This window comes from Salinicola sp. MIT1003 (assembly GCF_001858555.1).
Classification (GTDB): Bacteria; Pseudomonadota; Gammaproteobacteria; order Pseudomonadales; family Halomonadaceae; genus Salinicola; species Salinicola salarius.
The window spans coordinates 1-21983 of the sequence record NZ_MCAP01000025.1 but is presented as its reverse complement, the minus strand read 5'-3'; the positions used below and the strand labels follow the sequence as shown (position 1 = coordinate 21983).

Below are 21983 nucleotides of genomic sequence, written 5' to 3'. Positions count from 1 at the left end.
CGTTCGGTCATGGTGTTGTATAGGCGTAGGTGTCAGTCAGATCCATCCGGCTCGGCATTGGTGTTTGCTTTTTTACCCAACAAGCTGCTGGAAACGAAAAGTAAGAGCACGTTTCAAAACCTGTTCTGCAGTCGATTAAAGCAGATCAGCGAGCATCCGATCAGGGTCAACGCATAGTGGATATCGACTCGGCGCTCATATCTTGTGACCAGCCGCCTGAAGCCGCTCAACCATGAGAAGGTACGCTCGACCACCCAGCGATGGCGCCCGAGCCGTCGGCTGTCTTCCACGCCTCGCCGGGCGATGCGTGGGCGAATGCCACGCCTGCGACACGATCGCCGACAACGACGATGATCATACGCCTTGTCAGCGTGCAGCTTGCGAGGGCGATGACGCGGGCGGCCTCGTCGCCCCTGAACCGGGGAAACATGATCGAGCAGCGCGGCCAGGGGCACACTGTCATTCATGTTGGCACCCGACAGCAGAACCGCCAGAGGCGTGCCCCGACGATCCGTCAGCAGGTGTCGTTTGGTGCCCGGTCGGCCCCGATCCGTTGGGTTGGGGCCGATGGCCGATCCCCCTTTTTGGCTGACAGGGTGGCGCTGTCCATGCAGGCTCGTGACCAGTCGAGGCGATCGGCGTCATGCAGCTGTTGCAGGAGTGCCTGATGCAGGCGCTCCCATACACCGGCCTGCTGCCAATCCCGCAATCGACGCCAGCAGGTCACGCCCGAGCCGCAGCCCATTTCCAGCGGCAGCATGCGCCACGGGATGCCCGAACGCAGTACGAAGATAATGCCGGTCAGGGCGGCGCGGTTGGATATCGGTGGCCTGCCGCCGCGAGCCCCCGTTCTGGGCTCGGGCAACAGGGGTTCAACGATGATCCATAACTCGTCGGAAACAATCTTCGAAGTCATGCTCTCAGGCTATGAGCGAGTAAGCCTCTCTTCAAGGTTTTGAAACGTACTCTTAGTCGGTATTGCGCCGACACACATCTGCAGCCTAAATCGGTTGATAGCTACGCTGCTGCAGTCAGGGCGGCGCGTAGATATTTCGGCAAAGATGCGTTCCCTAGCATGATATCCTGTGAGAGTGTGTGCGCGTGGCGAAAGAGGGTCCTTCGCTCAAAAGATAACCCGAAAGGCATCGTCGAAGTAAGCTGGAATAATTATGTGAGGCATCTGGCTGCGCTATACAATTTTGGTATCAAGCATAGACTCATAACGGTTGAAGAGAATCCATTCAATGGAGTGCGTGTCAGGGAGCCCCGAAAACCGAAAAAAACCTTGCAGCCGCTTGCAGTAAGGTATGTACGTGAGGTCATGGACGTATGTCGTAGATTTGAAACCGCGCAAGATGACCCGTCGAAGCTCTATCCAGCATGGTTTTGGGAGACAGTAATTGAGACCTTCTATTTTACAGGTATTAGGCTAAATCAGTTGCTACATATTAAGGCTAAGGACGTTGATCTTAAAAGAATGATCCTGGTAACTTCGTTTGAGGGATCCAAAACCTATTCTGAGTCCGTGGTGCCAATCGCAGATGGGTTGTATCCTTACATTGCAAAACTGATGCTTGCGGCTCATCGTGAAGGTTTCAAACGTGAAGATCAGCTATTTAATGTGAACCGCTTTTCACGTAGACATCGCCGCATGGAGATGGACATAAATCAAGTCGAACACTTCTTTAAGAGGCTGTCGGGATTCTGTGGTACGCGGGTCACGCCTCATAGATTTAGGCATACCCTGGGGACCGATCTCATGGAAGATCCTGATCGTAACATCCGAGTCACCCAAATGATCCTCGACCACTCAAGTATGCGCACAACCATGGAATACGTTCATCCTAGCGTTGACTCCATGAGGAAGGCGCTGAATCAACGTCGATGCCCCTAAATTTTATGTGAGCGATGGGCGGCCAAGAGGCGGCCGCTCATTTTCGCTACGGCCAGCTTGACAATGATGATCTCGGAATCCAAGATCATGCATGCCAATGTAGTGCAGGTGCGGTAGGCAAAAAGCCAGCACATCATATCGGGCATGTTTTTTCTTAAGCGGCTGAAATTAATGGATTTTTCCGAATCAAGTAGTCCAACTGACTGTTAATCATTGGGTCACAGGTTCGAGTCCTGTTCGGGGAGCCAATGTTGTTGTCATCCCTTCTCGCTTTTCCAGTTCGCTGGTTCTCTAGCCCGTATCTCTCCCTGTTTGCCTTGCCTTCGTAACCCTCAGGTTCCGATGTCGCTGCCGGTTGATACCGTCACCACGACGATGATGGGTCCGTGCCGATGTGTTACGTAAACGGCGCCAATAGACAACATTAAGACAACACATCTCGCTGAACCCCCATTCCAGAATGTCGCTCTAAGCGACATCGCGGCCCGGTCGCCAAGCACTGGGTTGCCATCTCTTGTTCGCAAGCCGCACGGAATGGTGGAAACATGGAGCCATCGAAGACGCCCAGGCAAAGCCCTGACCGGCAGGATGCCGATTCTGTTACCGACAAGGTCTTCAAGACGCTGTCGATACTCGCCGCACTGGTGCTGGTGTTTGTGATCGGCGCCTTTTCGGTCGTCACTGAAATTTTCCCTGGGCCGCAGATACAGCATGCCTATCAGGCCGGGCAGGCGCTCTACCTTCAGGCTACCGATTACAGCGACATCTATAAGGGTGATATCTGGCGCACGCAGCGCACCGAAGCCAAGGGGGTCACCCAGTACGACCCCCAACTCGCTCGCAACGGGCTGACGCTCTACACCACCGGCACCGAGCCGGCCGCCTATCTCGTCGACATGAACGGCAAGGTGGTTCACGAATGGCGCAAGCCATACAGCGAGGCGTGGCTGGACGGAGAGGGCGTGCCCAATCCGCGTCCCGACGAGTTCATTCACTTCCGCAACGCCCAGGTGCAGCCCAACGGCGACCTGATCGCGCTCTACGAAGGCAACGGCGACACGCCTTACGGCTACGGGCTGGTCAAGCTGGACAAGGATTCCAACGTGATCTGGCGCTATGCCGGCCGCGCTCACCATCAGTTTGCCGTCGCGCCGGACGGCAGAATCTACGCGCTGATCCATGGCATCTTCGACGACGAGATCGAAGAGCTGGACTACCTCGAGCCGCCGCGGCTCGAGGATTCGCTCGTGGTGCTGTCGCCGGAGGGCGAGGAGCTCCAACGGACCCGACTATTGCCGGCCCTGCATGACTCGCCGTTCAGCGAGCTGCTGGACAACGTGCCGGGCATCATGCTCAACGACCCTATCCACGCTAATGCCGTCGACTACCTGACAGCCGACAAAGCCCGCAACTTCCCGTTCGGTAACGAGGGCGATCTGCTGCTCTCTTTCCGCGAGACCAGCTCGATTGCCGTCTTCGATCCGCGCTCGGGCAAGATCACCTGGGCGACGCGGGGGCCGTGGATTCGGCAGCACGATCCGGACGTGCTGCCCAACGGCGATATCGTGATGTTCGACAATCGCGGTCATTACCACACGCCGGAAGGCGAATCCCGAATTCTGGAATTCGACCCGCGTACCCTGCAGATCACCTGGCAATATGCCGGCACCGCGGAGCACCCGCTGGAGAGCGAGATCCGCGGCGACCAGCACCGGCTGGACAACGGCAACACCTTGATCAGCGAATCGGATGGCGGCCGCCTGGTCGAAGTGACACGCGAGGGGGAAATTGCCTGGGAGTATCTCGTACCGACGCGTGGCGGGCCTGATGGCGACATGATTCCGATCATCGGATGGTCGCAGCGGCTCGACCCCGGCCAGTTCGATGACGGTTTCAGGCAATCTCTCGATCTGGATGACACGGGTTCGTCCGGCTTGCCCGATACATCCGAGCCATCCCATTCATCCGACAGCATCGAAGACGGCAAAGACGGCGGAAGCGCTCCCCCGGTTCGAACTACCGCCCCTAGCCGGAGGGCGTTCTGAATACTCGCTGTCTCGCAATCCGGAAGATTGAGACGTTCCCGCCGCCATGTCGTCATCGGCATGGCGGCTTTAGTTAACCTCTCTGATTGTTTGAAGTTAACAGGTTGCCGTGGCACCATTCAGTCAACTTTATTAATAGAAAAGGTTGACCACTGGCATGGCAATGACCTCCTCTCGAACCGGGAATGTCTCCCTGCGTCATGACTGGCAGCGCGAAGAGATCCAGGCGCTGCTGGAACGCCCGTTCAACGATCTGCTGTTCCAGGCGCAAGGCGTGCATCGCCAGCATTTCGATCCCAACGCGGTACAGATCTCCACGCTGCTCTCGATCAAGACCGGCGCCTGCCCGGAAGACTGCAAGTACTGTCCGCAATCCGGTCACTACAACACCGGGCTCGAGCGCGAGAAGCTGTTGCAGGTCGAAGCGGTGCTGGAAGAGGCGCGCAAGGCCAGGGCAGTCGGCGCCAGCCGTTTCTGCATGGGCGCGGCGTGGAAGCATCCGAGCGCGAAAGACATGCCGCTGGTGCTGGAAATGGTGCGCGGCGTGCGGGCGATGGGGCTCGAAACCTGCATGACACTGGGCATGCTGAGTCGGGAGCAGGCCGAGCAACTGAAGGAAGCCGGGCTCGATTACTACAACCACAACCTGGATACCTCGCCGGAGTACTACGGCGAGATCATCACCACCCGCACCTACGCCAATCGTCTGGAGACCCTGGACCACGTCCGTCAGTCCGGCATGAAGATCTGCAGTGGCGGCATCCTCGGCATGGGCGAGAGCGTCAACGACCGGGCGGGGCTGCTGCAGCAACTGGCCAACCTGCCTGAACACCCCGAGAGCGTGCCGATCAACATGTTGATCCGGATCCAGGGCACGCCGCTCGAGCATGTCGAGGATCTCGACCCCATCGAGTTCATTCGCACCATTGCCGTGGCGCGCATCCTGATGCCGCGCTCCCACGTGCGTCTGGCCGCCGGGCGCGAGCTGATGAGCGACGAGACCCAGGCGCTGGCATTCTTCGCCGGGGCCAACTCGATCTTCTACGGCGAGCGCCTGCTGACCGCGCAGAACCCCCAGGCGACCCGTGATCAACGGCTTTTCGAGCGCCTCGGCCTGCACCCCGAGCAGCGCGAAGACGTCGATGACGCCGCCCACGAAGCGGCCATTCAGGAGCGCATGACAAGGGCTCGGCTGGATGCGATGGTCACGGATGCTAACGCCTCGTCCACGGCCCGGGTCCGCGCATGACGGCAGCGTCACAGTACGTTGAGCAGGGCGATGCACGGGACGATTCGCTGAAGCGCGTGCTGGCGGCGCGCCTGGCACGTCAGCACGCGCTCCAGCGTTATCGCCGCAGAAGCACGACGGCCGGGAAGGGGCCGCACTTCCTGCGCCAAGGACAGCGCTACCTGACGTTCTGCAGCAACGACTACCTGGGGCTGGCCGGCGATCCCCGGCTGGCGGAGGCGCTGGCCGAAGGCGCCCGGCGTTTCGGCACCGGCGGCGGGGCATCGCACCTGGTCTGCGGCCACAGCGATGCCCATGAATTTCTCGAAGCGCGACTGGCCGCGCTGACGGGGCAGCCTCGGGCGCTGCTGTTCTCCAGCGGCTACCAGGCCAATCTGGGCGTCATCTCGACGCTGCTCGGGCGGGGCGATGTGGCACTCCACGACCGGCTCAATCACGCCTCGTTGCTGGACGCGACCCGGCTGGCCGGCGCCAGCCTGGTGCGATTCGCCCATCGAGATGTCGTCGATTGCGGCGAGCGGCTGTCCTCTCTCGATACTGCGCGGCGAACTCTGGTCGTCACCGATGGCGTCTTCAGCATGGATGGCGATGTCGCCGATCTGCCCGCCCTGGCGGCACGATGCGAGCGCCACCGCGCCTGGTTGATGGTCGACGATGCTCACGGCCTCGGCGTGCTGGGCGCGGATGGCGGCGGCACGTGGCAGGCACAGAGCCTCGAGCCGGGCAGGATTGCCGCCAGCGTCGGGACGCTGGGCAAGGCGCTCGGCACCCAGGGCGCGTTCGTCGCCGGCAGCGAGACCTTGATCGAGGCGCTGATCCAGTTCGCCCGCCCCTACATCTACACCACCAGTCTCTCCCCGGCGCTGGCGTGGGCCACGCTGACCAGTCTGGACATCGTCCGCGACGAGCCGGAGCGGCGGGCCCATCTTTCCGCGTTGATCGAGCGCTTCCGCCACGAGGCGGCCGGCCTCGCCGAGCTGGATCTGCGTCTGGCGCCTTCCACCACGCCCATTCAGCCACTGATCGTCGGGCCGAGCTGGAGTGTGCCGGGCAGCGGCGGGCAGGGCGACAACGAAGCCGCGGCGCTCGCCCTGGCGGCGGCACTCGAGCGCGCCGGCATCTGGTGCAGTGCCATCCGCCCGCCCACCGTACCGGCCGGCACATCGCGACTGCGCTTCACGCTCTCGGCGGCTCATACACTCGAGGAAGTCGACCGGTTGATCAGCGTGCTGTTCGATACCTCCCGTCGGCTGTGGTCGGCAAGGGAGACATTGACGGAGGGAACGTCGACCAGAGAGGCATCGACATGAACGAGCAGACACTGCTGTTGCTGCCGGGCTGGGCGCTCGGGCCCGCACCGCTGGCGCCGTTGGCCGACGCCCTGCGTCGGCGGCTGCCCCCGTGCTACCGGGTCGAGTGCATCAACTATCCCGCATTGACCAGTCACCGGCCCGAAAGCTGGGTCGCGGCGCTCGATCATGAGCTGCCCCAGGATGCCTGGCTAGTCGGCTGGTCACTCGGCGGCATGCTCGCCACGTCGCTGGCGCAGTGGCGCGGGCGTCGCGCACGGGGGTTGATCACGCTGGGGGCCAACGCCAGTTTCGTTGCCCGTCCGGGCTGGCCGACGGCGCTGAGCGGGGGAGCCCTGAAGGACTTCCAGCGTGGGTTGCAGGCTTCCCCCACGCGTACGCTTCGGCGATTCGCGCAGTTGAGCGCGCAGGGCGGACAGGATACCCGCCGGCTGGGGCGCGAGCTGGTGGCGGCGCTGGCGTCGACGCCGCTGGATCACGCCCTGGCCGGGCTGGAAGTGTTATCCGCGCTGGATCTGCGCGACGTGCCGGGCACGCTGAAGATCCCGCAACTGCATCTCTTCGGCGATAGCGATGCCCTGGTGCCGGCGGCGGCACGCCAGGCCATCGCCGAACGGCTGCCCGAGGGAGGACGTACGGCGTCGATCGCGCATGCCGGCCACGCCTTCCCGCTGGAACAGGCCGAACGGACCGCCGCGCTCATGGCGGACTTCCTGCTCTCGTCCGATGGCTCGCGACAAGAGGCGGCGCCATGAACGGCCTGGATCGCGTCGAACGGCACGCCGCGCCAGCCGGCGTGGTCGCGGAGGCGCCGGCGTCGCGGTGCCGGCTGCGACGGATCGCCGACGGCTTTTCCCGTGCCGCGCACGCCTACGACGACGGCGCCGAGTTGCAGCGCGAGGTGGCCGATCATCTGCTGGCGCGGCTGCCGGCGCTCGGGCGCTTGCGGACCGTCGTCGATATCGGTTGCGGTACGGGATATCTGATCTCCCGCCTGGCCGGACGTCACGCCGGGCTCGCGATCGGGCTGGATATCGCGCCCGGCATGTTGCAGGCAGCGCGCCGTCGCCACGCCGCGCGGCCAATCCAGTGGCTCGTCGGCAGCGCGGAGCGACTGCCATTGGCCGATGACAGCGCCGGCCTGCTGGTTTCCAGTCTGGCGGTGCAGTGGTGCGAGTCGCTGGAAGCATTCCTGGCCGAGGCCGGCCGCGTGCTGCGCCCCGGCGGCTGGCTCGCCTTCACCACGCTGTGCGAAGGAACGCTGGCGGAACTGCGTGCGGCGGGGCAGCGACTCGATGGCACACCCCTCGGCAACGCCTTCCTGCCCGAAGCGCGCCTGACGGAGCTCCTCGAGGCGCCTGACTGGCAGCTGCACGAGCTGGATCTGGCGACGCGCAAGACGCATCACGCCACACCGATCGACGCGCTGCGGGCATTGAAGCGGATCGGCGCCAGCACGCTGACCGATCCGGCTGCCGATCATGGCGGGCTGGCGGGGCGACGCCGTATCGTCGAGCTGGGTCGGAGGCTGGAAACCTGGCGGGAAGCCGAGGGCATTCCGACCCGCTATCGGGTCGCCACGGTATTGCTGCAGCGCAGTGAGAGGGAGGGGAGATGACGGCCTGCTTCGTGACCGGCACCGACACCGATGCCGGCAAGACCGTGATTACCGCAGGGCTGCTGCTCGCGGCCAGGCGCCGCGGACTGACCGTGGCGGGCGGCAAGCCGGTGGCCTCCGGCTGCGAGCGAACCCCGCTCGGGTTGCGCAACGCCGATGCGCTCGCCATTCAGGCCCAGTGCCATCCCGCGTTGCCCTACGATGCGATCAACCCGTTCGCCTTCGAGCCGGCCATCGCCCCGCACATCGCCGCTGGCGAAGCGGGCATCCCGCTGACGCTGGCGTCTCTCGAGCGCTCCATGCAGAGGCTGCTGGCGCGGGATGCCGATCTTACCCTGATCGAGGGGGCCGGCGGCTGGCGCGTACCGCTCAACGAGCGGGAGTCGCTGTCGGACCTCGCGATCGCGCTCGCCCTGCCCGTCGTATTGGTGGTCGGCGTGCAGCTCGGTGCCATCAATCATGCCCGGCTGACGCTGGAGGCGATTCGTGGCGACGGCCTGACGGTGGCGGGGTGGGTCGCCAACGGCATCGCCCCCGACCTGCCACGCCGCCGGCAGAACCTGGATGCCCTCGCCGGATGGCTGGGCGAGCAGGGCGGCGTTCCATGCCTCGGCGTCGTGCCCTGGCTGCCGTCGCCATCCGCCGAACGCGTGGCGGACTTTCTGGATATCGATCCTCTTTTGTAAACGCCAAAAGCCGTTGTAAAGGCCTTTGCAAAAGCCGTTATAAACACCCTCCAAGGGAACCCGTCGAATGACCCGCAATAGTCAATGGATGCAGCGTGACCTGGCCAGCCTGTGGCACCCGTGTACCCAGATGAAGGACCACGAAACGCTTCCCGTCGTACCGATCCGTCGCGGCAAGGGCGTGTGGCTGGAGGATTTCGAAGGCCAGCGCTATCTCGATATCGTCAGTTCCTGGTGGGTCAACGTGTTCGGGCACGCCAACGAGCGCATCAACGCGCGCATCAAGCAGCAGCTCGACGAACTCGAGCACGTGATCCTGTCGGGATTCACCCACCAGCCGGTGATCGAGCTCTCCGAACGGCTGGGTCAACTGGCGCCCGCCGGGCTGGGGCACTGCTTCTACGCCGATAACGGCTCCTCCGCCGTCGAGATCGCGCTCAAGATGAGCTACCACTACTGGCGCAACGTCGGTCGTCCCGAAAAGCGGCGCTTCCTGACCATCACCAACGGCTACCACGGCGAGACGCTGGGCGCGCTATCGGTCGGCGACGTGGCGCTTTATACCGACACCTACCGCTCGTTGCTGCTGGACGTGATCAAGGTGCCGGCACCGGACGGCTTCGGCCTGCCGCGAGAGCAGTGGGTCGAGCAGGCGAAGGGTGCCTTCGCGCACATGGAAGCGGCGCTGGCGCGTCATGCCCACGAGCTGGCGGCGGTCATCGTCGAACCCCTGATCCAGTGTGCCGGCGGCATGCGCATGTACCCGCCGGAATACCTGACCTGGCTGCGCGAGGCCTGCGATCGTCACGGCGTCCAGTTGATCTTCGACGAGATTGCCGTCGGATTCGGCCGCACCGGGACGCTGTTCGCCAGCGAGCAGGCCGGCGTGCGCCCGGATTTCCTGTGCCTCTCCAAGGCGCTGACCGGCGGCTACCTGCCGCTGTCGGTGGTGATGACCACCGACGAGGTCTACGCCGCGTTCTACGACGACTACTCGACGCTGAGAGCCTTCCTGCACTCCCACAGCTACACCGGCAATCCGCTGGCCTGCGCCGCCGCCCTGGCGACGCTGGATATCTTCGAGCAGGACGACGTGATCGCCGCCAACCGCGACAAGGCGGCGCTGATGGGACGCCTCGCCGAGCCGCTGCGAGAGCACCCTCACGTTGGTGACGTGCGCCAGACCGGCATGGTGCTCGCGATCGAGATGGTGGCGGACAAGGCCAGCCTGACGCCCTACGACTTTCGCGAGCGTCGCGGGTTGCGCGTCTATCGGCACGCGCTGTCACGCGGCGTGATGCTGCGGCCACTGGGCAACGTGATCTACTGGATGCCGCCTTACGTGATCACCCCGGGAGAACTGGAACGGGTCGCAACGGTGACGCGGGAAGGGCTGGAGCAGGCAACGGCCGATTAAAAATGTGAAATTCCGCTATCTTCCTGTCGACGAAAGTCGAATAGAGGTAGGGCTGCCAGTCGGTGTCCGGCCAGCCTCGCATCGATGCCAGTACCAGACTCCGTCATTCTCAAGATGATGAATTGGTAAGTGTTTTCGTGGTCCGGTCGATTACGCTGCAGGATGACTGATTTTCCGGCGAACGATTAACGCGCGCTGGAACCGTTACCGTCATACGTCATACATGACTACAGGACGCGTCGAAAAGCACGATTCCGGGTAGAAGTCTTACCGTGCTGGCGGCTAAGTGCTGATTGTTGCCATGCCTCGATTTCTCACATAGTGGATTCGCCAAGGAGGTCATATCTTCTCGTCGATGGCGTTAAAACGCTCGTTTTGACCCGTGAAATCGAAACACGAGACACCGTGGCTTCCAGACATTCCTCAATCCCGACCTGTGGAGATCGTCATGTCTCTTTATCAGCGCGATATCGATTCGATAAACCGATTGTGCCTGGAGCAGAACGGCAGATGGGGCAATATCAACCCTGAGAACGTGGCCCGGATGCGAGCGCATAATCGCTTCCGAACCGGACTCGATATCGCCCGTTACACGGCCTCCATCATGCGTCGCGACATGCAGACTTACGATGAAGACCCGTCACGCTACACCCAGTCGCTCGGCTGCTGGCATGGCTTCATCGGCCAGCAGAAGCTGATTTCGATCAAGAAGCACCACGGCACGACTCAGGGGCGATATCTGTACCTTTCCGGCTGGATGATCGCTGCCATGCGCTCCGAGTTCGGCCCGCTTCCCGATCAGTCGATGCATGAAAAGACCTCCGTTCCGGCCCTGATCGAAGAGCTCTACACCTTTCTGCGCCAGGCAGATGCCAGGGAGATGACGACCCTGTTTCGGGAACTGGATAGCGTCAGAAAGCAGGGCAACGAAGTGATGGCACGCAGCGTGATCGACAGAATCGACAACTTCGAAACGCACATCGTGCCGATCATTGCCGACATCGATGCCGGATTCGGCAACGAAGAAGCCACCTACCTGCTGGCGAAGAAGATGATCGAGGCGGGCGCCTGCTGTATCCAGTTGGAGAACCAGGTATCGGACGCCAAGCAGTGCGGTCACCAGGATGGCAAGGTCACCGTTCCCCACGAGGATTTCGTGGCGAAGATCAACGCCGTTCGTCACGCATTCCTGGAACTCGGGGTGGACGAGGGGGTGATCGTCGCGCGTACCGATTCGCTGGGCGCCGGTCTGACGCAGAAGCTGCCGGTCAGCAAGGAGCCGGGCGATCTCGCCTCCCGGTACAACAGCTTCCTCTGTACCGTGCCGATCTGCGCGGTGAAGGACATCAACGAGGGCGACACCCTCATCAAGCTCGATGGCGACCTGCGCAAACCGCTGCGGCTCGCCAACGGTCTCTACCGCTTCCGCCCGGACACCGGCGAGGACCGGGTCGTGCTGGACTGCGTCAATGCCCTGCAGAATGGCGCGGACCTGCTGTGGATCGAGACCGAGAAGCCCCACATCGGCCAGATCGCCGGCATGGTCGAGCGCATTCGCGAAGTCGTGCCGAACGCCAAGCTGGTCTACAACAACTCGCCCTCGTTCAACTGGACGCTCAACTTCCGCCAGCAAGTCTACGACCGGTGGGAAGCGGAAGGGCGGGATCTCTCCGGTATCGAACGCAGCCAACTGATGAGCGCGGCGTACGACGACTCCGAGCTGGCGCAGGAGGCAGACCGCCGGATCCAGACATTCCAGCGCGACGCCGCCCGCGAAGCCGGGGTGTTCCACCACCTGATCACCCTGCCGACTTACCATACGGCGGCGCTCTCCACCGACGAGCTCGCCGAGGGCTACTTCGGTGACGCCGGCATGCTGGCCTACGTTGCCGGCGTGCAGCGCCGCGAAATTCGGCGCGGGCTGGCCACGGTCAAGCACCAGGACATGGCCGGCTCCAACATCGGTGACGACCACAAGGAGTACTTCTCCGGCGCGGCCGCGCTCAAGGCCGGCGGCGGGCTCAACACCATGAATCAGTTTGGTTGACGTCCTGGCGCGGGCCGGCCCCTCCGGCCGGCGCGCTTCTTTCTATTCCGGATATATTCAGCGGCATCGATCCGAGCCCATACGAGGGCGAGCCACGCCATATTGTTTTGCCGATCCTAATTGTATACGCTTGTACTCAATAGTATTCGGGATGGCGAGAGACTATGGATCGAAAGGATTACAAGACGGGAGACGCGCTGTTTTCCGATGTGCTGGTGATCGGAGGCGGCAACGCAGCGTTGTGTGCGGCGATTTCCGCGGCGGATGCCGGGTGCAACGTGCTCATGGTCGAGCATGCTCCGAAATCGCTTCGTGGCGGCAACAGCCAGCACACGCGTAACTTCCGCTGCATGCACGAAGGGCCGAAAGGCATCCTCGCTGGCGACTATACGGAAGAGGAGTATTTCGAGGACCTGATGCGAGTCACCGCCGGCAAGACCGATCCGGACCTGGCGCGGATGACGATTCGGGGGTCCTACGACGCCTACGACTGGATGACGGCCAACGGTGTCCGGTTTCAGCCGTCCCTGGGCGGGACGCTCAGCCTGTCCCGCACCAACGCCTTCTTTCTTGGCGGCGGCAAGGCGCTGGTCAATGCCTATTACAACACCGCCGAGCGCAAGGGCGTACGGATCGTCTATGACGCCCAGGCAATCGAGCTCGATATAGAAGCGGGTGAGTTCAAGTCCGCCGTGGTGCTCTGCAAGGGGATACGTCACGAGGTCCACGCCAAGCGGCTGGTCGTGGCCTCGGGCGGGTTCGAGTCGAACCTGGAGTGGTTGGAGGAAGCCTGGGGGCCGAGCGCGCGCAATTTCCTCATCCGGGGCACGCAGTTCAACCAGGGCCTGATGATCAAGGAGTTCATGCGTCATCGCGCCAGCATCATCGGGGAACCCGACCAGTGCCATGCCGTCGCCATCGACGGGCGAGCGCCGAAGTATGACGGTGGCATCGTCACGCGTCTGGACTGCGTCTCCTTCGGCATCGTGGTCGACAAGTATTGCCGCCGATTCTACGACGAAGGCGAGGATTTCTGGCCGAAACGGTACGCGATCTGGGGGCGGCTCATCGCCCAGCAGCCCGATCAGGTGGGCTACGTGATCATCGACTCCAAGGCGATCAACGACTTCATGCCGTCGGTCTTCCCGCCGCTGGAGGCGGATTCCGTGGAAGCACTGGCGACGAAGCTCAAGCTGGACCCCTCGGCACTGAACGAAACGATCACGGCGTTCAATGCCGCCATCGGTGACACTCCGTTCGACAAGGACGTTCTGGATGGTTGCGGAACCACGGGCCTGGACGTCGACAAGACGAACTGGGCGCGCAGGATCGATACGCCACCTTATTACGGCTACACGTTGGCGCCCGGCATTACCTTCACCTACATGGGCGTGAAGGTCACCGAGAAAGCACAGGTCATCTTCGAAGAGACTGGGCCCTCGAATACGATATTTGCCGCGGGAGAGATCATGGCAGGAAATATCCTGGGCCAGGGCTATCTGGCCGGATTCGGAATGGCGATAGGGACCGTGTTCGGTATCACTGCAGGGCAGGAGGCGGCAAATGGAATCCATTAGTATTCTGGACGTGACGCAGGACGCGCGCCGCAATATCGAGATATGCAACTCGTGTCGCTACTGTGAAGGCTTCTGCGCCGTATTTCCGGCGATCGAAAGCCGTCGCAGTTTCGACCGGGAAACCATCCAGTACCTCTCCAATCTCTGCCATAACTGCACGGGCTGCTATCACGCCTGCCAGTACACGACGCCTCATGTCTTCGACATGAACGTGCCGCAAGCGCTGACCAAGGTCAGGCAGGAAAGCTACGAGGAGTATGTCTGGCCGAAGGCGCTCGGAAAGGTATTTCGCAAGAACGGCACCGTGATCTCGATGATCACCGCGCTGGCGTTCTCGCTGGTCATGCTTTGCGGGCTGCTCTATGTCGACGCCGGCAGCCTGTTCAGCGTTCAGCAAGGGCCGGGGGCGTTCTACCGCATCATTCCCCACGGCATCATGGCTGGCATCGCCGGCGCCATCTTCCTGTTCGACATTCTCGCCATCGGCCTGGGGGTGCGGAATTTCTGGAAAGCGATTGGCGGGCGGGCCTCCTATTTCACTAATCGTGCCGCAGTGCGAAGCGCGCTGCACGACGCCATGACGCTCAAGCACCTGGGAAGTGATGGCAGCGGTTGCAACGATGAAGACAGCACTTTCAGCAACCGTCGACGCCGCTATCATCACCTGATGATGTACGGTTTCCTGCTCTGTTTCGCCGCCACTTCGGTCGCGACGATCTACGACTACGTGTTCGGCTGGGTCGCCCCCTATGCGCTGACCAGCCTGCCAGTGATTCTGGGAACGGCCGGCGGCGTGGGCATCATCATCGGTACGGCGGGGCTGAGCTGGGTCAAGCTACGCATGCACGATGGCCCGAGCTGGAAGGCTGTGCTGGGCATGGATTATGCCTTCCTGAGCTTGCTGTTCTGGGTCAGTCTGACGGGGTTGGCTCTGCTCGCGTTGCGCGATACGTCGGCGATGGGCGTGCTGTTGATCGTGCATCTGGGCGTGGTCGCGGCGCTGTTCGCCGCGCTGCCATTCAGCAAGTTCATTCACATTTTCTTCAGGCTGGGCGCATTGCTCAAATACCACAACGAGAAATGACAAACGGGGCCGGGAAGGGCGCGCAGAGTGGGAATCGAGCGTGATCCTTTCCGGCCTTGTCATCGCCGAGCGCTCATTGCTGATAGTCGTCCAGCTCATCGCCCATGAGCTGGATTCTTGCCTTCTGCGCTTCACGAATATGCAGTGCGGCTACCTGCTGTGCCTTCTCGACATCCCGGTTGGCGATGGATTCATGGATGGCCCGGTGCTCTTTCACCACGGCTTCGGCACGACCGGGAACCTCATAGGTCGTCTTGCCCAGCAGGGCCATGGAGTCGCGCAGGGAATTGAGCGACTTCAATAAGTACCGGTTGTGGGCGGCGTGATAGATACCGTTATGGAAGAGGCGATTATGACGCGCCTGTTCGGCAGGAGATTTGGCGGCCTCGTATTTGCCCATGATCTCGTTCAACGAATAGATCTCCGCATCACTGGCGTGTCGGGCAGCCAGGCCGGCAGCGGAACTCTCCAGCACCTCACGCATGTAGTAGAGCTCCATGACTTCCTGATAACCCAGCTTGGCTATCTGCATGCCGCTATAAGGCGCAACGACCAGCAGCCCGGAAGCTTCGAGTCGTTTCAGGGCTTCCCTCACCGGCGTACGGCTGAAATTCAGCCAGTCCGCAATATCGGATTCCTTGATTCGGCTTCCCGGTTTCAAGGTGCCTTCCCGGATGCCTTCCAGAATCTTTTGGTAAGCCTGCTCGCTGCGCGAGAAATTTTCCGCCATGTCTTCCCCCAATGGTGCGCTACGCATCCCGCTTCTTAGTCCAAAGTCTAGATAGAGAAAGCGGTTCAGTAAATCTAATCCCCTGATTTTTCGAGACTTGTCCAAACGGCTGAGCGTTTGATGTATTCACGTGTATACGCTAGCATTCTTTCCGGTCGATCCCATGATTTATTCAATTGTTCATAAGAAAAAACAGGAGCGAGCATGCTTTCCAGAACGAGAAAGTCAGCGTATGCCATCGCCGCATTGACCGTGATGCTGTCGGGAGCCGCGACGGCCCAGGATGCCGACATCACCGGGACCGTGGATTGCATAGCGCCAGCAGGGCCAGGCGGCGGTTGGGATTTCACCTGTCGTAGCCTGGGACAGATCATTGGTGGGGCAACCGATCATCAGGTGAATGTCCAGACGAAGAACATGCCGGGTGCGGGAGGCGGTGTAGGCTTCGCGCACATCATCACCAAGCGAGGTGACGACCCCAAAGTCATCGCCGCTGCCAGCACGGCCACCACTGCGCGGCTCGCCCAAGGGCAGTTCCCGGGCATGACGGCTGACATGGTGCGCTGGGTGGGCGCCATCGGGGCCGATCCGGGGATCATCGCCGTCAAGAAGGATTCCCCCTATACATCACTGGACCAGCTGCTTGCGGCGCTGAAGGAAGATCCGGCGTCGGTCACCTTCGCCGGTGCCAGCGCGGTGGGGGGATGGGATCACCTCAAGATACTGATGACGGCGCACGAGGCCGGCGTCAAGAACCTGAACAAGATCAAGTATCTCTCTTACAACAACGGTGGTTCGGCGGTCACGCAGGTCATCGGTGGACATATCGATGCCCTGGTAGGCGTGGTGTCGTCCTCTCAAGGCTTCATCGAGTCCGGCGATCTACGGCCATTGGCCGTGCTGAATGACAAGCGGCTGGCACCGCCCCTGGACGAGATTCCGACCTCGACCGAGCTGGGGCTGGATGTCGAAGCATCCAACTGGCGCGGCTTCTATATGCCCAAGGGCGTCAGCGACGCCGAGTACGAATGGTGGGTGTCTACCCTGCGCCAGGCCAGCGAGACGGATGAGTGGCGCAAGATCATGAAGCAGAATGGCCTGGTGCCGTTTGAACGCTATGGCAAGGACTTCGATGCCTTCGTGAACGATCAGGTCGCGAAACTCAACCAGGTTTCCCGTGAAGTCGGGTTGATTCAGGAATAACGACGAAACGGTGGCGCCTTTCATGGGCATCGTCCGAATGCGGGGCAGGTCTCGGCCCCGCACTCCAAACGCAAATAATCCGATCACTCATGGCGGCTTTGCCCTCGTTAGTAGCTCCCTTTTTCCCGGCGTCCAGCCTCTCCTCGTGAATATTGGTTCATAGAGCCATAAAGCCGTGTACTCGATATCTCCCCACGTTCTGCATTGAAGAACCTCGGCCTTCCCGATTTGACTAACGCCTATGGGTCGGCTCCCTCGCCTTCGAAATGTTGCCGAGTCGTTTCCTTCCGCAGTAACACGTTACGAAGCCAGCGGGGCGGTTGTCGTACCATCGTTTTGGCCAGCGTATCGTTTTGACCAGCGTATCGCCTTCGAACGGTCGCTCGTGAATAGCGGCGTTCGAACGACGGCAGGATCCGGGAGCGGCGCTGAACGACAACGCTGAACGACAACAAGGCCTTCGCGTCGCCACGCGGCCAAAGGAGCGTGCATGCCAGGTTTCGTGGATGAAGTCAGCCAGGGCGTCGTCAGGGGATGGTATGTTGCCGATGATGGCCGGCAGTCGCGTGCTTGCCAGAGCGTCGTCATCTCCGTCAACGGCGAAGAACGGTTCTGCGCGTTGTGTCAGGACGCGCGACCCGATGTGGTCGAGGCGGGCATCACGCGTGAAGGCAACGTTGGTTTCCTGGCGCCGCTCGCGTTGCAGGTCGGGGATCTCGTTCGCGTCAGAACGCTGGAAAGTGGCCAGCTGTTGGGAGGCGGCCTGGCCGTCGTGATGCCACCCGGCGCCGAGGATGGCTTTCTGACTGCCCGGGGCAGCGCCGAACTCCCCGCCTTTCGACCTCTTCTGCAGCCGCTACGGCCCCATCTGACCATCAACGCGTTTCGGCCCTTGTTCGGCCACCGGGGCAAGCTTTCGGCACTCTGTATCGACACGCCGGCGGGGCGTCGCGTGGTTCATGTCCAGCGCCCGGTTCGAAATGCGCTCTGGCTCGAACGCCTTCACCGCCGGGTGGTCGAACCCAACGGCATAGCCGCGCCGTCGCTGGAAGCGGTGCTCGTCCACGGAGAGACCGCCAGCCTGGTCGTCGAGCATATCGAAGGCCAGGCACTGGATGGCTTCACCGGTGACAACGAGCAGGCGTTTCGCGACACGCTCGCCGCGGCCCTGCGGTTGCCGTCCGTTCGCTGGGTCACCGGGATGGGAGGCGACCGGCGCGGGAGAAGGGCGTTCGGAAAGCTGATCAGCGGCGTCTGCCTGGCCGCGCTGAAACGGCAGCACTGGCGGGAGCTACGGCTACTGCTGGGCATGGCCCGCGCCGTTTACCGGCTGCCGCGGGTATTCTCCCACGGCGACCTTCACCCCCAGAACGTACTGATCGAATCGCGGACGGGTCGGTCAGTATTCATCGACTGGGATCACGCCGACAGGCTGCCGGTCGGATTCGACCTTTCCCGGCTGCTGATGAGTGTCCCTCCGGCCCTGGCGGAGCGCTGGATCGATGAATCGCCGGAAGCCGGCATGGGCCGGGGGACTCAAGCTTCCAGGGCGTGCCGGCTGGGGTGGCTGATCCTGACCTACTTTGCCCATGCGCAACGCAGCCCCGGTTTTCATGCCACCGAAGAGGGCACCTATCTACGTCGGCGTTTTATCGAGTTGTCCGAGCGTTCGAATCACAAGCCGGAAATGATGTCACAGAGTCGATGAAAGGCGTTGCCTATAACCGAGCGTGACGCGCATGAAAATGGCTTTTAAACCAGACTTTTTGGTTCGGTATTTCACTGCAATCGAGTTAACGATTAACGCCATCCTTACGTTTCGTAGAGAAAGGGCGCTGGTTCGCCTTACATACCCCCCATACAATGCAGTGCTGGCATGATGTCGGTACTCGACACTGACGAATTGATTCATGATCGGTATCGAGTCATCGAATCTTCACGCAGACCAATCAAGGCAAAGGTAAGAATCAATATGGGCATTGATGCCTGGTTGAGCATCGCGACGGTCGTGGCCGTATTGGGCACGCTCGTTTTTACAAGAATCGCGCCGGACGCCATTCTGGTCGGCGCGATGGCGTTTCTGATCTTTACTGATGTGCTCTCGCCGCAAGAGGCCCTTGCCGGCTTCGCCAACACCGGTGTAATGACTATTGCGGCGCTTTACGTGGTCGCTGCCGCATTGAAGGAAACCGGCGCGATCAAGTGGATCGCCGGGCTGCTTCTCGGCCAGCCCTCCACCCTGCGCCGGGCGCAGTGGCGGGTGATGCTGCCCGCTTCGATCCTGAGCGCATTCATGAACAACACCACCGTCGTGGCGATGTTCATCCCCGCCATTCAGGATTGGTCCAATCGCCTGCGTCTGTCACCTTCCAAGCTGCTGCTGCCGCTGAGCTATATCTCCATACTCGGCGGCACCTGTACCCTGATCGGCACCAGCACCAACCTGGTCGTCGATGGCCTGCTGCAGAGCCGCCAGGGGATCTCGCTGGGCATGTTCGAACTGACCTGGATCGGCCTGCCGATTCTCCTTGTGGGCGGCGGGTTCATCCTGATCTTCGGCAAGTGGCTGCTGCCCCAGCGCGATGGCACCAGCGCCCAACTGGACCAGATCCGCGAATACAGCGTCGAAGTGATCGTCGAGCCCAAGGGGCCGTTGGTAGGCAAGACCATCGCGGACGCCGGGCTGCGTAACCTGCAGTTTGGCTATCTGGCCGATATCGAGCGAGACGATCAATTGCTGACGGCCGTGCCGCCGGATACCCGATTGCAGGATGGCGATACGCTGGTCTTCATCGGCGCGCCGGAGTGCGCTCGGGAGCTGCGTGAGGTCCGCGGGCTGAGCCCCGCCAACGGTAATGTGCAGAAGCTGCCGGTGGCACAGCATCGGCGCTGCCTGGTCGAAGCGGTGGTCAGCCCGGATTTCACCGGCATCGGGCGGTCGGTGCGTGAGTCGCGATTTCGCTCCCGGTTCCAGGCCGTCATTCTCTCGATCTCCCGCCATGGCCGGCGCCTGAACGGCAAGGTCGGGGATATCGAGCTCCAGGTTGGCGATACCCTGCTGCTGGAGACGGGGCAGGAGTTCGTCGAACAGTATCGCTACCGGAAGGATTTCCTGCTGGTCAGCCAGCTCAACGACTCGACACCGCCGAACTTTCAGAAAGCGCCGCTCTCGCTGGGCATCCTCGGCGTGATGGTCATACTCAGCGCGACCAACCTGGTCTCGATTCTGGAAGCCGCCTTTCTCGCAGCCGGGGCACTGCTGATGACCGGCTGTCTGACCATGGGCAAGGCGCGGCGTTACATCGACCTATCCGTTCTCATCGTGATTGCTGCGTCGTTTTCCCTGGGCGCGGCGATGACCCAATCCGGCGCTGCACAGACCATCGCCGAACTGGTGGTCGGGCATATCGATTCGCCCTGGCTGGCGCTGGCGTTCGTCTACCTGATGACGGTGCTGTTCACCGAGATGATCACCAACAACGCCGCGGCGGTACTGATGTTTCCCATCGGGCTGGCGGTGTCGCAGCAGCTGGGCGTGGACTTCATGCCGTTCGTGATCGCTATCACCATCGCGGCCTCCGCCAGTTTCATGACCGCATTGGGCTACCAGACCAACCTGATGGTGATGGGGCCGGGCGGCTACCAGATGCATGACTATCTCAAGCTGGGTTTTCCCGTAAGCGCCCTGGTGGGTGCCACCGCGATTCTGCTCATACCGCTGATCTGGCCTTTCTAGCCTGATCGCCTCAGGGATATCTACGGAGACACCATGAAGATCAACGAAGCCACGAGGCAAGAACTGCTGGAAGGAGTGGTCGACGCCGGTGAACGGGTGCTGGACATCTACGCCCAGGATTTCAGCGTCGAGACCAAGGCCGACGACAGTCCGCTCACCCAGGCGGACATGGCCTCCCATCGAGCGCTGACCGAGCTGCTCGAACGCTTGACGCCAGAGATCCCGATACTCTCCGAAGAGAGCGAAGAGATCACCTACGAGACGCGGCGGCAATGGGCCCGCTACTGGCTCATCGATCCGCTGGATGGCACCAAGGAGTTCATCAAGAAAAACGGCGAGTTCACGCTCAACGTGGCCCTGGTCGAGAACGGTGTTCCCGTGCTGGGGATCGTCCATGCGCCGGTACTGGAAACGACCTGGTGGGGCGATGCCGATCTGGGGGCATTCAAGATCACCGCCGAAGGGGAGCGGCAGATCGGGGTGCGGGAACTGCCCGCTGCGGACGACCAGCCCTGGCTGATCGTCGGCAGCCGTTCCCATGGTGCGGAATCGTTCGAAGCCTTCTGCGCCCGGTTGCCGGCTCACGAACGCGTATCCATGGGCAGCTCGCTCAAGCTGTGTCTCGTCGCCGAAGGCGCCGCCGATCTCTACCCGCGCCTGGCCCCGACCTGCGAATGGGACACCGCCGCCGCCCAGGCCGTCGTCACCGCCGCCGGAGGCGCAGTGCTGAACGCCGAAACGCTCGAGCCGCTTCGCTGCAACCAGCAGGAAAGCACCCTCAACCCGTTTTTTATCGTCTGTGGGCAGCGCGATTCTCGCTGGGAAGGGGCCCTTCGGGCCAGCTTCGAGCTACGGGCATCGAGCCGCGAGCAGTAAGCCGCGAGCCACGAGAAGGATTACGAGCCGGAAGTATTGGGGGTCCATGCTAGCGAAGCCCGAAGCCCGAAGCCCGAAGCCCGAAGCCCGAAGCCCGAAGCTTACCGCGACTTCTCGACAAACGAATCTAGGGACATGCCATGACCGAACTGACCCCCGAACGCCAGACGCATCTCAAGCAGCTCGAAGCCGAGTCCATCCATATCATCCGCGAGGTCGCCGCCGAGTTCGGCAACCCGGTGATGCTCTATTCGATCGGCAAGGACTCCTCGGTGATGCTGCACCTCGCACGCAAGGCGTTCTATCCCGGACCGCCGCCGTTCCCGCTGATGCACGTCAACACCACCTGGAAGTTCAAGGAAATGATCGGGTTCCGCGACCGGATGGCCGCGGACGTCGGGATGGAGTTGATCGAGCATATCAACGAGGAAGGCCGCGCCGCCGGCATCAACCCGTTCGACCACGGCAGCGCCAAGTACACCGACATCATGAAGACCCAGTCGCTCAAGCA

At 61.9% G+C, this 21983-nt stretch carries 17 protein-coding genes and 1 pseudogene; 15 read left to right on the top strand and 3 right to left on the bottom strand.

What is annotated here, in order from left to right; all coding sequences use genetic code 11:
- Window positions 1–32 precede the first annotated feature (32 nt).
- Window positions 33–104: pseudogene (locus tag BC443_RS18610) on the bottom strand (signal peptidase II); the annotation flags it as partial.
- Between the two features lie 9 nt (window positions 105–113).
- Window positions 114–916, bottom strand: a protein-coding gene (locus BC443_RS18245; RefSeq protein ID WP_139284296.1) for an IS5 family transposase whose coding sequence is annotated in 2 segments (ribosomal slippage) — window positions 114–580 and window positions 580–916 — 804 coding nt in all. Because the reading frame shifts where the segments join, the coding sequence is not laid out codon by codon here.
- A 1523-nt stretch (window positions 917–2439) separates the two neighbouring features.
- Between BC443_RS18245 and BC443_RS11510 the strand changes: the two genes are divergently transcribed.
- The 10 genes from BC443_RS11510 to tcuB all read left to right on the top strand — a co-directional run bounded on the left by BC443_RS11510 (window position 2440) and on the right by tcuB (window position 14927).
- Complete coding sequence (locus BC443_RS11510) at window positions 2440–3939, top strand: arylsulfotransferase family protein (protein WP_071231987.1); 1500 nt, start codon at window positions 2440–2442, stop codon at window positions 3937–3939.
- Between the two features lie 163 nt (window positions 3940–4102).
- Window positions 4103–5188: a biotin synthase BioB gene (gene bioB, locus BC443_RS11505; RefSeq protein WP_071231986.1), complete on the top strand. Its 1086-nt coding sequence runs from the start codon at window positions 4103–4105 to the stop codon at window positions 5186–5188.
- Window positions 5185–6498, top strand: coding sequence for an 8-amino-7-oxononanoate synthase (gene bioF, locus BC443_RS11500; protein ID WP_083387351.1), 1314 nt, complete (start codon window positions 5185–5187; stop codon window positions 6496–6498). The genes bioB and bioF overlap by 4 nt, the downstream gene beginning before the upstream one ends.
- Window positions 6495–7253: an alpha/beta fold hydrolase gene (locus BC443_RS11495; RefSeq protein WP_071231985.1), complete on the top strand. Its 759-nt coding sequence runs from the start codon at window positions 6495–6497 to the stop codon at window positions 7251–7253. The genes bioF and BC443_RS11495 overlap by 4 nt, the downstream gene beginning before the upstream one ends.
- Window positions 7250–8116, top strand: coding sequence for a methyltransferase domain-containing protein (locus BC443_RS11490; protein WP_083387350.1), 867 nt, complete (start codon window positions 7250–7252; stop codon window positions 8114–8116). The genes BC443_RS11495 and BC443_RS11490 overlap by 4 nt, the downstream gene beginning before the upstream one ends.
- Window positions 8113–8802, top strand: a complete 690-nt coding sequence (gene bioD, locus BC443_RS11485) for a dethiobiotin synthase (RefSeq protein ID WP_071231984.1) — start codon at window positions 8113–8115, stop codon at window positions 8800–8802. The genes BC443_RS11490 and bioD overlap by 4 nt, the downstream gene beginning before the upstream one ends.
- A 67-nt stretch (window positions 8803–8869) precedes the next feature.
- Window positions 8870–10219, top strand: coding sequence for an adenosylmethionine--8-amino-7-oxononanoate transaminase (locus BC443_RS11480; protein WP_071231983.1), 1350 nt, complete (start codon window positions 8870–8872; stop codon window positions 10217–10219).
- 448 nt (window positions 10220–10667) lie between these two features.
- Window positions 10668–12266, top strand: coding sequence for an isocitrate lyase (locus BC443_RS11475; protein ID WP_071231982.1), 1599 nt, complete (start codon window positions 10668–10670; stop codon window positions 12264–12266).
- A 164-nt stretch (window positions 12267–12430) separates the two neighbouring features.
- Window positions 12431–13843, top strand: a complete 1413-nt coding sequence (gene tcuA / locus BC443_RS11470) for an FAD-dependent tricarballylate dehydrogenase TcuA (protein WP_071231981.1) — start codon at window positions 12431–12433, stop codon at window positions 13841–13843.
- Window positions 13830–14927 carry a tricarballylate utilization 4Fe-4S protein TcuB gene (gene tcuB / locus BC443_RS11465; protein ID WP_071231980.1) on the top strand — a complete coding sequence of 366 codons (1098 nt, stop codon included), beginning with the start codon at window positions 13830–13832 and terminating at the stop codon, window positions 14925–14927. Before tcuA ends, tcuB begins: the two co-directional genes overlap by 14 nt.
- Before the next feature lie 73 nt (window positions 14928–15000).
- Here the strand turns inward: tcuB and BC443_RS11460 are convergent, their stop codons facing one another.
- Complete coding sequence (locus tag BC443_RS11460; RefSeq protein WP_071231979.1) at window positions 15001–15684, bottom strand: GntR family transcriptional regulator; 684 nt, start codon at window positions 15682–15684, stop codon at window positions 15001–15003.
- A gap of 177 nt (window positions 15685–15861) precedes the next feature.
- On the opposite strand from BC443_RS11460, the gene BC443_RS11455 reads away from it, so the two are divergent.
- The 5 genes from BC443_RS11455 to BC443_RS11435 form a co-directional block, all read left to right on the top strand.
- Window positions 15862–16860: a tripartite tricarboxylate transporter substrate-binding protein gene (locus BC443_RS11455; RefSeq protein ID WP_071231978.1), complete on the top strand. Its 999-nt coding sequence runs from the start codon at window positions 15862–15864 to the stop codon at window positions 16858–16860.
- Window positions 16861–17350: 490 nt separating this feature from the next.
- Entirely contained in the window at window positions 17351–18568 is a 1218-nt protein-coding gene (locus BC443_RS11450) for a phosphotransferase (protein WP_071231977.1), read from the top strand.
- 264 nt (window positions 18569–18832) lie between these two features.
- A complete protein-coding gene (locus BC443_RS11445) occupies window positions 18833–20596 on the top strand; it encodes an SLC13 family permease (RefSeq protein ID WP_071231976.1) in 1764 nt (587 codons plus the stop codon).
- 33 nt (window positions 20597–20629) lie between these two features.
- Entirely contained in the window at window positions 20630–21472 is an 843-nt protein-coding gene (gene cysQ / locus BC443_RS11440) for a 3'(2'),5'-bisphosphate nucleotidase CysQ (protein WP_071231975.1), read from the top strand.
- 140 nt (window positions 21473–21612) lie between these two features.
- Window positions 21613–21983, top strand: a 371-nt coding sequence (locus tag BC443_RS11435) for a phosphoadenosine phosphosulfate reductase family protein (protein ID WP_170835875.1), incomplete at its 3' end; no start/stop codon positions are given.

Coding starts and splice junctions, on each gene's coding strand:
- BC443_RS11510 (WP_071231987.1), top strand. CDS start 2,440: ATGGAGCCATCGAAGACGCCCAGGCAAAGCCCTGACCGGCAGGATGCC.
- bioB (WP_071231986.1), top strand. CDS start 4,103: ATGACCTCCTCTCGAACCGGGAATGTCTCCCTGCGTCATGACTGGCAG.
- bioF (WP_083387351.1), top strand. CDS start 5,185: ATGACGGCAGCGTCACAGTACGTTGAGCAGGGCGATGCACGGGACGAT.
- BC443_RS11495 (WP_071231985.1), top strand. CDS start 6,495: ATGAACGAGCAGACACTGCTGTTGCTGCCGGGCTGGGCGCTCGGGCCC.
- BC443_RS11490 (WP_083387350.1), top strand. CDS start 7,250: ATGAACGGCCTGGATCGCGTCGAACGGCACGCCGCGCCAGCCGGCGTG.
- bioD (WP_071231984.1), top strand. CDS start 8,113: ATGACGGCCTGCTTCGTGACCGGCACCGACACCGATGCCGGCAAGACC.
- BC443_RS11480 (WP_071231983.1), top strand. CDS start 8,870: ATGACCCGCAATAGTCAATGGATGCAGCGTGACCTGGCCAGCCTGTGG.
- BC443_RS11475 (WP_071231982.1), top strand. CDS start 10,668: ATGTCTCTTTATCAGCGCGATATCGATTCGATAAACCGATTGTGCCTG.
- tcuA (WP_071231981.1), top strand. CDS start 12,431: ATGGATCGAAAGGATTACAAGACGGGAGACGCGCTGTTTTCCGATGTG.
- tcuB (WP_071231980.1), top strand. CDS start 13,830: ATGGAATCCATTAGTATTCTGGACGTGACGCAGGACGCGCGCCGCAAT.
- BC443_RS11460 (WP_071231979.1), bottom strand. CDS start 15,684: ATGCGTAGCGCACCATTGGGGGAAGACATGGCGGAAAATTTCTCGCGC.
- BC443_RS11455 (WP_071231978.1), top strand. CDS start 15,862: ATGCTTTCCAGAACGAGAAAGTCAGCGTATGCCATCGCCGCATTGACC.
- BC443_RS11450 (WP_071231977.1), top strand. CDS start 17,351: ATGCCAGGTTTCGTGGATGAAGTCAGCCAGGGCGTCGTCAGGGGATGG.
- BC443_RS11445 (WP_071231976.1), top strand. CDS start 18,833: ATGGGCATTGATGCCTGGTTGAGCATCGCGACGGTCGTGGCCGTATTG.
- cysQ (WP_071231975.1), top strand. CDS start 20,630: ATGAAGATCAACGAAGCCACGAGGCAAGAACTGCTGGAAGGAGTGGTC.